This window comes from Sphaerisporangium sp. NPDC005288, from assembly GCF_040607475.1.
In the GTDB taxonomy this organism is placed as follows: Bacteria; Actinomycetota; Actinomycetes; order Streptosporangiales; family Streptosporangiaceae; genus Sphaerisporangium; species Sphaerisporangium rhizosphaerae.
On the sequence record NZ_JBEXGT010000069.1, the window covers coordinates 25,060 to 35,648 of the forward strand.

Annotated in this window: 9 protein-coding genes; 6 read left to right on the top strand and 3 right to left on the bottom strand. The window is 72.5% G+C overall.

Features of this window, described 5'->3' with window-relative positions:
• The first annotated feature begins 26 nt into the window (after nt 1–26).
• The 5 genes from ABZU32_RS38515 (at nt 27) to ABZU32_RS38535 (ending at nt 4,383) form a co-directional block, all read left to right on the top strand.
• Nucleotides 27–1,154: a PfkB family carbohydrate kinase gene (locus ABZU32_RS38515; RefSeq protein WP_354931118.1), complete on the top strand. Its 1,128-nt coding sequence runs from the start codon at nt 27–29 to the stop codon at nt 1,152–1,154.
• Nucleotides 1,155–1,358: 204 nt separating this feature from the next.
• The gene (locus ABZU32_RS38520; RefSeq protein WP_354931120.1) at nt 1,359–2,018 is read left to right on the top strand and encodes a hypothetical protein; all 660 of its coding nucleotides are present in this window, start codon (nt 1,359–1,361) and stop codon (nt 2,016–2,018) included.
• Nucleotides 2,019–2,087: 69 nt separating this feature from the next.
• On the top strand, nt 2,088–2,918 hold the full coding sequence (locus ABZU32_RS38525) for a class I SAM-dependent methyltransferase (RefSeq protein WP_354931123.1): 831 nt from the start codon (nt 2,088–2,090) through the stop codon (nt 2,916–2,918).
• A 119-nt stretch (nt 2,919–3,037) separates the two neighbouring features.
• On the top strand, nt 3,038–3,607 hold the full coding sequence (locus ABZU32_RS38530; protein WP_354931126.1) for an XRE family transcriptional regulator: 570 nt from the start codon (nt 3,038–3,040) through the stop codon (nt 3,605–3,607).
• A 26-nt stretch (nt 3,608–3,633) separates the two neighbouring features.
• Nucleotides 3,634–4,383: a LysE family transporter gene (locus ABZU32_RS38535; RefSeq protein WP_354931129.1), complete on the top strand. Its 750-nt coding sequence runs from the start codon at nt 3,634–3,636 to the stop codon at nt 4,381–4,383.
• Nucleotides 4,384–4,430: 47 nt separating this feature from the next.
• Here the strand turns inward: ABZU32_RS38535 and ABZU32_RS38540 are convergent, their stop codons facing one another.
• The 3 genes from ABZU32_RS38540 to ABZU32_RS38550 form a co-directional block, all read right to left on the bottom strand.
• Nucleotides 4,431–5,063 carry an alpha-ketoglutarate-dependent dioxygenase AlkB gene (locus ABZU32_RS38540; protein WP_354835474.1) on the bottom strand — a complete coding sequence of 211 codons (633 nt, stop codon included), beginning with the start codon at nt 5,061–5,063 and terminating at the stop codon, nt 4,431–4,433.
• A gap of 76 nt (nt 5,064–5,139) precedes the next feature.
• On the bottom strand, nt 5,140–5,871 hold the full coding sequence (locus tag ABZU32_RS38545) for a 4'-phosphopantetheinyl transferase superfamily protein (protein ID WP_354931131.1): 732 nt from the start codon (nt 5,869–5,871) through the stop codon (nt 5,140–5,142).
• 774 nt (nt 5,872–6,645) lie between these two features.
• The gene (locus tag ABZU32_RS38550) at nt 6,646–9,651 is read right to left on the bottom strand and encodes a BTAD domain-containing putative transcriptional regulator (protein WP_354931133.1); all 3,006 of its coding nucleotides are present in this window, start codon (nt 9,649–9,651) and stop codon (nt 6,646–6,648) included.
• A gap of 822 nt (nt 9,652–10,473) precedes the next feature.
• Here ABZU32_RS38550 and ABZU32_RS38555 point away from each other — a divergent pair.
• Nucleotides 10,474–10,589 (top strand): S-adenosylmethionine synthetase N-terminal domain-containing protein (locus ABZU32_RS38555; protein ID WP_354836556.1); only part of this gene is annotated, 116 nt, incomplete at its 3' end.

Sequence of the window (10,589 nt, forward strand, 5' to 3'; positions counted from 1 at the left end):
GTTCGGGCGTGTGGTTACGTTTGGGCATGACGATGTCGCGGGCGCTGTTCGCCGGGTTGTGCACGCTCGACCTGGTGCAGTCGGTCGAACGGATGCCCTCGCCCAACGAGAAGATCACGGCGCTGGCCCAGGTCGTCGCCGCGGGGGGACCGGCGACCAACGCGGCCGTCGCGTTCTCCCATCTCGGCGGCGAGGCGACGCTGCTCAGCGCGGTGGGCGCGCATCCGCTGGTCACCGGCATCGACGCCGACCTCGCCGAGTACGGCGTGCGCCGCGTGGACGCGACCCCGGCGGCGACCGAGCCGCCGGCCGTTTCCACCATCATGGTGACCCGGGGAAGCGGGGACCGGGCGGTGGTCTCGGTGAACGCCGCCCACCAGCGCGCCGAGCCGCCCTCCGATCTCGCTTCGCTGGTGGCGGCGAGCCAGGCGGTGCACCTGGACGGCCACCACCCGCGCCTGGCCCTCGCCGCGGCGCGGGCCGCGCGCGAGCAGGGCCGCCTCACCGTCCTCGACGCCGGGAGCTGGAAGCCCGGCACGGCCGAACTGCTGCCCTACATCGACGTCGCCGTGGCGTCCGCCGACTTCCACCCGCCCGGCACCCGGACGCCCGAGGAGGCGCTCGCCCACCTGCACGCGGTCGGCGTGCCGTGGACGGCGGTCACCCGCGGCCCGGCCCCGGTGCTGTGGCGAGGCCCGAGGCAGGGTCACGGTCCCGATGCGGTGCGAACTCCGTCCTCCGAAACGCTCCCGGCGGGACGCGCCACCGCCGAGGCGCCGCCTTCCTCGCGGGAGGGCCGAGTGGCGTCATCCCTGGGAGGCGGCGAAGACCCGTCGACGCCAGGCGAAACGCGGGTCTCGACGCAGGGTGAAACGCGGGTCTCGGCGCCGGGTGGGACGGGGGTCTCGGCGCCAAGTGGGACGGGGATGCGGCCTGTTCCGCGGGTCGACGTCGTGGACACCCTCGGCGCCGGCGACGTCCTGCACGGGGCCCTGACCTTCGCGCTGTGCCGGGCGATGCCGGCGGACGGCGGGCCGGCGGGCTTCGCCGGGCGACTCGACTCCGGCGCCTTCATCGCGGCGCTCGACTTCGCCATAGCGATCGCCTCCCGGGCATGCCGCTCTTTCGGCACCCGATCTTGGACGCGCCCTTGATCCCCACGTGCCACGGGCCTGTCAGCGCGCCAGGCCCGTGCACCCCGCTGACCTCCTGCCCGGCTTCCCCGCGGCTGCTGCGGTCGCCGCCGGAGGGGGGAGCCGGGGAGCGGAGCGGCGCCCGAAGGTAAAGGTCCGGCCTGTTCGGGGATCAGGTCGCCCAATGACCCGGCCGGTGAGGGCGCCGTAGGAGAAGGTGTCAGCGTGATACGACGTGCCGGCCTGCTCATCATGCCCGGGCTCGTCCTGGTGTCGGGCTGCGGCACCGGGGTGACGCTGGCCGGGGTGCAGTTCGACGACCTCAGGGAGCAGGGGGTGTCCCCCGACCTGGTGTACGTGGTCGACCTGCCGGGATACGAGCCGGCGAGGCAGTCCGTGAGCGTCTACAACGACGAGGGCTTTCAGACCTACTACATCTCCGGTGAAGGCCGGCAGGTGTGGTTCGGCGTCGACCGCGGTTCCTTCAGTGACGAGATCTGCCGCCACTGGCCCGTCCACACCGACGACCCGCCCACCGACGACCCCGACCCCAGGCCGTCCGCCGCCACCCCCGCCCCCGCCTCGTCCACACCGGCCGCCGCCCCCGCCTCGCCTCCGCCGGCCGCCGCCCCCGCCTCGCCCACGCCGGCCGCCGCCGGCGACCTGCCCGACGCCGACCTGTCCGACGTGCGAGTCTCCTGCGACCGGGACGAGGTGGGGTGGTACCGCACCGACGGCGACCGCCACGAGTACGCCGTCGCCGAGGACGGCCACGTGCTGCGCCTGGCCGGGCTGCGCGCCGATGTCAGCCGGCTGGCCTTGAAGGAGGCCATCGCCACCGCCCGCCACGCCGGCTGGTCCACCGGCCCGAAGCCCCCGGGCTAGCGCAACTCCGTGGTGCGGACCCGTGCTGACCTGCGTGGACTCCCTTCCGGTCGGGTCTACGCTGGAGGGATGGGTACCGAGAAGGTCCACCTCACCAAGGAGAAGGAGACCCTCCTCGCCACCCTGTACGGCCGCGCCGTGCACAGCCGCACACCGGACCCGGTCCTGCGCGATCCGCTGGCAGAGCGGGCCGTCGATCGCATCGACTACGACTTCGGCAAGCTGAGGATGCGCTCCACGGACGCGCTGGGCGTGGCCATCCGGGGCAAGACGTTCGACACCCTCACGGCCGGCCGACTTGCCGTCGATCCGCGGGCGACGGTGGTCCACCTGGCCTGCGGCCTGGACACCCGCGTCCACCGCCTCGACCCGCCGGAGGCCGTCCGGTGGTTCGACGTCGACTACCCCGACATCATCGCCCTGCGCGAACGCCTCTTCCCACCCCGCGAGGGCACCGCGACGAGCGGTTACACCATGATCGGCCTGCCCGCGACCGACCCGGGATGGCTGTCGCGCGTGCCCGCCGACCACCCGGTGCTGGTCGTGGCCGAGGGCCTGATGATGTACCTCACCACCGAGGAGGTCCACGGCCTCCTGCGCCGGATCACCGGCCGGTTCCCCGCCGGCGAGATCGTCTTCGACGCGCTCAGCCACCTCGCCGTGAGGTTCAGCCGCTTCCAGCCCGCCATCCGCGCGACCGGCGCCACCCTGCGCTGGGGCCTGGACGACCCCGCCGAACTCACCGCCGCCGTTCCGGGCCTCCACCTCGCCGAGGAGCTGTTCTTCTCCGACGTCCCGGAGGTGGCCCGTTTCCCCGCGGGGTACCGCGCCGCCCTGGCCGTCATGAACCGCTTCTACTTCCTCAGGAAGGTCGGCCGCATCCTGCGCTACCGCTTCTGAAGGCCGGCGAGACGTCGGAACGATGCGCCTGACAAATACGTTCGGTATAGTGAACGTATGGTTCATTACGTGGGCGCGCGGTCGGCCGGGCTTGCGGCGCGTCTCTCCGGGCGGGCGACATGAACGGGGAGCGGCGTCCGGACGGCGGCGGGGCGGCGGTGGCCGTGGGGGAGCAGATCCGGCGGCGGCGCGCGCAGCGCGGCATGTCGGCGGCCGAGCTGGCCCGCCGTGCCGGGCTCAGCAAGGCGACGCTGTCGGGGCTGGAGGCGGGAACCGGCAACCCGACGATCGACACCCTGGACGCCGTCGCCGTCGCCCTGCACATCCCGCTGACCGACCTGCTGGCCCGGGACACCGACTCCGGCCCGGTCCACGTCCCGGCCACCGTCGCCAGCCAGGACGAGCCCACCCGGGAACTGCTGCGCCGGGTCGGCAGCGGGCACAGCCTCGAACTGTGGCGCCTGCGCATGCCGCCGCGCACCGGCCTCGCCGGGGTGCCGCACGCGCCCGGCACCGTCGAGCACCTGCTGATCGCCTCCGGCGCGGTCGCCGCCGGTCCGGGCGGCGACGTCCGCGAACTCACTCCCGGCGACCTTCTCGCCTTCGCCGGCGACCGCCCGCACTCCTACCGCACCGGAGACCAGGCCGCCGACATCATCGTCGTCATCGCCTCACCGGTGGTCGGCTGACCCGCACCCTGGAGGATCGTTCACCCATGTCTTGGCTCGCGTTGCTTCCCTTGCTCGGATTCTGGACCCTCGCGGTCATCAGCCCCGGGCCCGATTTCCTGATCACTTTGCGGTACTCGGCCGGCCGGTCGCGGGGGAGCGGCCTGCGCGTGGCCGCGGGTGTGGTCACCGGCATCGCCGTGTGGGCGCTCGCCGCACTCTTCGGGCTGACGGTCGTCGTCGAACGATTCGAGTGGCTGTACACGGCGACGCGCGTCGCGGGTGCGCTGTTCCTCGTCGCGCTCGGGGTGCTGACCATCCGCGCGGCCCGCCGCCCGGCCGCGCGTGCCGTCGAAACCGACCTGGCGAACCAGGGCGACCCGGGCGGGCGGACCGGGACGGCCACAGGGGAGATGGCCGCTTCGGCGGGGGAGGCGTTCGGCGACCGGTCGGCGGGCGCGGCCGACGGCGTGACGCCGCCGGTGGAGGCGGGTGCGACGCAGAGCCGGTGGCGCGAGTGGCGGGTCGGGCTGCTGACCAATCTGGCCAACCCCAAGGCCCTCGCCTTCTTCGGCGCGCTTTTCGCGAGCCTGCTGCCGCACGGCGCCTCCATGGCGGTCAGGGCGGGGACACTGGCCACCATGCTCGTCATCGCCTTCACCTGGTTCGGGTGCGTGGCCCTGTTGTCGGCCACCCCGGTGATCGCCAGGAGTTACCGGCGCGCGCGCAGGAAGCTCGACATCGTCACCGGAGCGCTGTTCATCGGCATGGGCTCGCTGCTCATTCCCCGCGGCTGACCAAGGCGTCGCCCGGCCGACGGGAGAGCCGTGAACGGGGGAACGGGTCAGCGGACGCCGCGAGGGCGGAACTGGATGCTGATGCGCGGGCCGGTGGGACGGCTGGTCTTGGGGATGGCGTGCTCCCAGGTGCGCTGGCAGCTGCCGCCCATCACGATGAGGTCGCCGTGGCCGAGGTCGTGGCGCAGCGTCGGCCCTCCACCGCCGTGCGGGCGCAGCAGCAGGCTGCGCGGCACGCCCACGGAGATGATCGCGACCATGGTGTCCTCGGTGCCGCCACGTCCGATGCGGTCGCCGTGCCAGGCGACGCTGTCGCGGCCGTCCCGGTAGAAGCACAGCCCGGCCGTGCGGAACGGCTCGCCGAGCTCCTCGCCGTAGTGGGCGTCGAGCGCGCGCCTGGCATCCTCCAGCAGGGGGTCGGGCAGCGGCTCGCCCTCCTCGTAGAACTTCAGCAGGCGGGGTACGTCGACGACCCGGTCGTACATGTGGCGCCGCTCGGCCTTCCAGGGCACGACCCGGGCCAGCCGCTCGAACAACGCGTCGGCGCCGGAGACCCAGGCCGGGCGGACGTCGACCCACGCGCCGTGGGCCAGACGGGTGCGCCGGACCGCCGGCCCCAGCGGGCCGAGGCCGGCCTCGTCACCCCAGTCGAGCAGCGAAGCCTGGAACGCGGTGTCCATATCCGCAGTATATGGGACTCTTTCGTACACGTATTCGATAGTCGATCATGCCGGGGAGCCGGAGAGGCGGCGGCGGTCACATCGCGTGCGGCGGTCGTCCCTGGACCGGGGCGCGGTGGACGGCGCCCGGCCGGGGGGAGCCCGCACGGCCCGGAGCCGGCAGCACCACGGCGGTCAGCACGAGCCCGGCGTCGGAGACCCAGCGACCGGAGAAGACCGTGATGCGCAGGCCGCGCACCCGCGGCCCGCCGATCCGCAGCCATGCGGTGAACTCGCCGTTGGCCGGGTCGACGTTGATCAGGATGTCCTGGAAGTCGAGCCACCGCTTGGCCAGCGGGAACCACGCCTTGAACACCGACTCCTTCGCGCTGAAGAGCATGCGGTCCCACTGCACGCGGGGATGCCGGCCGGTGAGCTTGGCCAGGCTCTCACGCTCCTCGGGCAGGGAGATGGCCTCCAGCACGCCCGGCACGAGCGGCTCGTTGGGCTCGGCGTCGATGCCGATGGCCGTGACCTTGGAGGCGGCCGCGACGACGGCCCCGCGGTAGCCGGCGCAGTGGGTGATGCTGCCGACCACGCCCGTGGGCCACTGGGGCTCCCCGCGCAGCCCGGGCAGCACCGGGCCCGGACGCACGCCGAGTTTGCGCAGCGCGTCATGGGCGCACACCCGCGCCGTGCTGAACTCCTGCCGCCGACGGTCGTCGGCGTGCACGACCACCTGCTCCTCTTCGGGGAAGAGCATCGGGTCGGGTGGATCGGTGAACACGTCGACGGCCGCGACGAAGTCGGGCAGGATTGACTTGATCATGATCCCTCGAGGTGCGGCAGGGGGCTGAGGGCGAGCGGGCTCGCGCCAAAAGGTATGGGGAAGACCGGCCAAGGCGAGACGCCGTCGCGCGAGCGTCCGCCGGTCCGCGGCCGGGATGGCGGGACGGCGGGGTTTCGTTCCCCGAAGGAAACGGCGAAATCGGAAACGCCGGCCCCCGGGGACCTTTCGTACCTCACTCGCATGGCGATCACGTTCCAAGCGTATCGACGCCGCCGTTCCACGAGGCGTCAACGCCAATCTTTCTCGGGACGGCCGGACGCCGGGCTAGGGCCGGGCACGGGGTACTAAGGGTGCGCGCGGGGACGCCCGGGGAAAAAGACCGGCGTGGCGCCGGCCGGAGGTCGCGGCCGCTCGGCAACGCTCGCACGGGGGATTTCCCGCGTATTCGCGGCCGGCGGGCACCGCCTGGCACGCTCTTATTCGGCCGCCGCCGCCGACAATAGCTGTTTGCGAGATGCGGCGGCGCGCATTCCGGCGTCCAATGCGCGAAAGGACGAGATTGCACACCGGGCGCACATTGCCATCGCGGCACTTGTTTCCCGGTGACGCCGTCCGGCACCCGCGACGCCTCACAGCCCCGCGCGGCGACCGGCGGCCCGGCCGCGACCGCCCTTGGACCACGACCGGCCTTGGGTCATGATCGGCCTTAAGCCGCGACCGCCCCTAGGGCCACGACCGGTCTTCGGGTCTTGACCGCGGGACGCCTCTCGCGGGGAGCGCGAGTCGGCCGGTCCGCTCCGGCGTCCAGGCGGGTCAGCCTACCAGTTCGCCCGTCTCGCCCATGCGCTCCGCGGGTGCGAGCATGCCCCGCGCCTCCTCCAGCAACGTCACAGCCCGCTCCTCGAAGGTCGGTGTGCTGATCGACCTGAAGATGTCCAGCGCCCGCTCACACAGCGCGACGGCCCGTTCGCCGTCGTGGCGGGCGATCGCCACCTCGCCGAGCCCGAGCAGCGAACGGCCCTCGGCCAGCAGGTCGCCCGTGCTCACGGCCAGCCGCACCGACTCGTGCAGTGCGTCCTCCGCCGCCGCGGCCTCGCCCTGCCGCAGCCGGGCGACGCCGAGCCCGTTGAAGACGTAGGTCTCCCCGGAGGTGTCGCCGAGCTCGCGCACCATGGTCAGCGCCGTCTCGAAGACCTCGACGGCCTTGTCGGGCTCGTGCGATGCCAGATGGGCATGGCCCATCCGGTGGAGCACCTGGGCCTCCACCCTCCTGCTGCCGCCCTGGCGGCTGAGGTCCAGCGCCTGGGCCAGCAGCTCGCCGGCGCTCTCGCCCCCCGCGGAATCGCCGCTCTCCATCCGCACCTGGGCCATGTTGTGCAGCACGTACGCGGCGGCCACCTGGTCGCCGGTGCCGGTGAAGATCTCCAGTGCCTGCCGGGCGCGCGCCATCGCCTGCTCGAACCGGCCGCCCACGCGGTCCAGCAGGCTCATGACCTGCAGTACCAGGGCGGTGCCCGTGTCGTCGCCGACCTCGGCGAACAGGCGCAGCGCCTCTTCGTAGTCCAGCGACGCCTCCGCCAGGCGCCTCTCGGTGAGCTTCAGAGTGCCCGTGGAGTACAACATCGCGGCCTGACCTCGGACGTCGCCGGCCTGCCGGGTGGCCGCGAGGGCGATGGCGTGGGTCTCGCGCCAGTCGTCCAGGTACATCCGCGACTCGAACAGGGTGACCGCGCTGACCGCCAGGTCCCACGTCAGGTCGATGAAGCCCGCGTGCGCGGCCTGGCGGATGCCGGAGACCAGCAGCGTGCGCTCGGCTTCGTACCAGGCGAACGGATCGGCGACCAGCGCGCCGGTCAGCTTGTCGGGCAGGGCCCACCGCTCGGCGCCGCTGTGGATCTGGACGTAGTCACCGCCGTAGGCGCGACGGTGGGCGGCCTCGGCCAGGAACAGCAGGCCGCCGAGCGCCCGTCCCAGCGCGGCCTTGCGCTCGGCGGAGGTCTCCTCCGCCGCCAGGCACTCGCGGGCGTACACGCGCACCAGGTCGTGGAAGCGGTAGGCGCTGTAGGGGCCGTGCCCGCCGGTCGCCTCGATGAGCTGGGCGTCGGCCAGCTCGTCGAACAGTTCCTCGGCGTCGAAGAAGGGCACGTCCATCAGCGCAGCGCCGGTCCAGACGGAGAAGATCCCGCTGTCGAGGATCGCCAGCCGGCGGAACAGCCGCCTGGCCTGCTCGCCGACCGACTCGTAGGTCAGCGAGAGGCTCGCGCGGATGCCCATGTCGCCGTGGTTGAGCTCGTCGAGCCGGCGCGTCTCGTCCGCCAGGCGGCCCACGAGCTGCTCGATGCGCCAGTGGGGACGGGCGGCCAGGCGGGCGCCGGCGATGCGCAGCGCCAGCGGCAGGTGCCCGCACAGCTCCGCCAGCGCCCTGGCCGACTCGATCTCCGACCGGACCCGCTCGGCGCCGGCGATGCGCTCGAGCATCTCGATGGACTGGTCGGTGTCGAAGACGCCGATGTCGACGTGGAGCGCCCCGGCCAGCCCGGCGAGGCGGCTGCGGCTGCTGATGATCACCGCGGAGGTGCGGGTGCCGGGCAGGAGCGGCAGGACCTGGCTCTCGCCGGACGCGTCGTCCAGCACCACCAGGGTCCTGCGGTCGGCGAGGAGCGCGCGGTACATCTCGGCGCGCTCCTCCAGGCTCTCGGGCATCGCGCTGCCGGGGACGCCGAGCGCGCGCAGGAACCGTTCGAGCACGTGCATCGGGCTGACCTGCCGGGAACCGCCGCCGTGTAGGTCGGCGAACAGCCGGCCGTCGGGGTAGCGTCCGGCCACGGTGTGCGCGGCGTGCACCGCGACGGTGGTCTTGCCGATGCCGCCCTTGCCGGCGACGATGATGATCGGCACGGCGAACCGGGTGGGGTCCTCCTCGGCGATCGCCAGTTCGCGTTCGATCGCGTCGATCTGCTTCCTGCGCCCGGTGAAGTCGGCGATCGCGCTCGGCAGCAGGAAGGGCACCGCGGTCACGGACGGCGCCCGCGGCGGCTCGGCGGAGATGACGGCGGCCTTGCCCGGCGGGTCCAGGCTCGAATCGGCGGTGAGGATGGCGTGTTCCAGGCGCTGGAGCTGCTCGTTGGGCTCGATGCCCAGCTCCTCGATCATGGTCTGGCGGGCCAGCCGGTAGACCTGCAGGGCCTCGGCCCGGCGGTCGGCGCGGTACAGGGCCAGCATGAGCTGGCCGCGCAGGCGCTCGCGGAGCGGGTAGCGGTCGACGAGCTGGGTGAGCTCGCCGATCAGCTGCTCGTGCCGGCCGAGGTCGAGCTCGAGCTGCAGGCAGTCCTCGTTGGTCGTCATCCGCTCTTCGGTCAGCCGGCTCGCCGCCGACTGCACCGGCCTGCTCTCGATGCCGTCCAGGGCCTCCTCGCTGCGCCACAGCGCCAGCGCCTCGCGGTAGGCCAGCACCGCCTGGTCGGCGTCGCCGGCGTCCCTGGCGCGCCGGGCCCGCAGGGTCAGCGCCTCGAAGCGCTGGGCGTCCAGGCGGCCTTCGTCGACGCGGATCATGTAACCGCGCGACTGGGTGGTGATGAGGTCCGCGCCTCCGTACGCGGCGAAGAGCCGGCGCAACGAGGAGATGCAGATCTGGACCTGCGCGCGCGCGGTGGGCGGCAGGGCGATGCCGTAGATGGCCTCGGCGAGCCGGTCGACCGTGACGACGCGGTTGGGGTCGAGCAGGAGGTTGGCCAGAGTGATGCGCTGCCGCGTCCCCCCCACGTCCAGCCGCTCAGTGCCCTCGACCACCTCCAGCGGCCCCAGGATTCGGAACTCCACCTGTGACTCCTTGCAAGAGAACCCGCGGGACCACCCGAAGTCTTCGCGCTCTCCCAGTATCGGACACACCGCTCAGGTGACGCGGCTTTTCGGGCTTGAGTGGATCGAATGCCCGGACATGCGGCGGAGCCTCGCGGCGCCGATCGCCCCCTCGCCGACCTTGACCACTTGTCTTCGCATGGTACAACTCGGTGCGCACGACAACTAGGGCATATTCCGGACGCCGAAAGGCCGCCTGCGCATCCGGTTATCGACCGGAGAATATCCTGGCCAGGGGTCGGCGGGGAGCACGGCGCACGGGGCGGGACGGCGCGGCGCCCGCCGCCGCCGACGGCCCGCGCGGCGTGCGACGGGGCCGGTGGCGGTAATAGGGCGAACGGCGGGAAACGCGTGGGGTATCCCCGCGCGCGCGGGCTGCGAGCCCCTTTGAAAAGCGTCGCCGGGGTGTCCTCGATAACGCGGCTATCGGCGGCCCGGACGGTAGGGGTCGCACTGGGGTTTCAGCGGGGTCGGGCTCCGGTCTAGCATCGAATCAATCGAGCTTGCAAGGATTTTTAACCGCATGAAGAGGTGATGTCCCTGGTCGCTGGTTTCCTTCGCGGTAAGTCCCCACGCGGGCAAGGGCCATCGCGCGAGCGCCATTCGCACGATGGCCCTTGCTTTTCTCAGGCGAATATCGCCATCGGCTCACCATCGCCACGACGGCGGCCACTCTCCAGCCCGTGATCTTTGTCGGCATGGCCGTCCGCAGTCGTTTCTAACCGAGCTTGAGCACAGGACGCGAGAATTCGGATCTCGCGCCAAGATTCCCGAGGAGTGAAGATGTCCCGCCGCCTGTTCACCTCCGAGTCGGTCACCGAGGGTCACCCGGACAAGATCGCCGACCAGATCAGCGACGCCATCCTCGACGCCATGCTCAAGGGCGATCCGACGAGCCG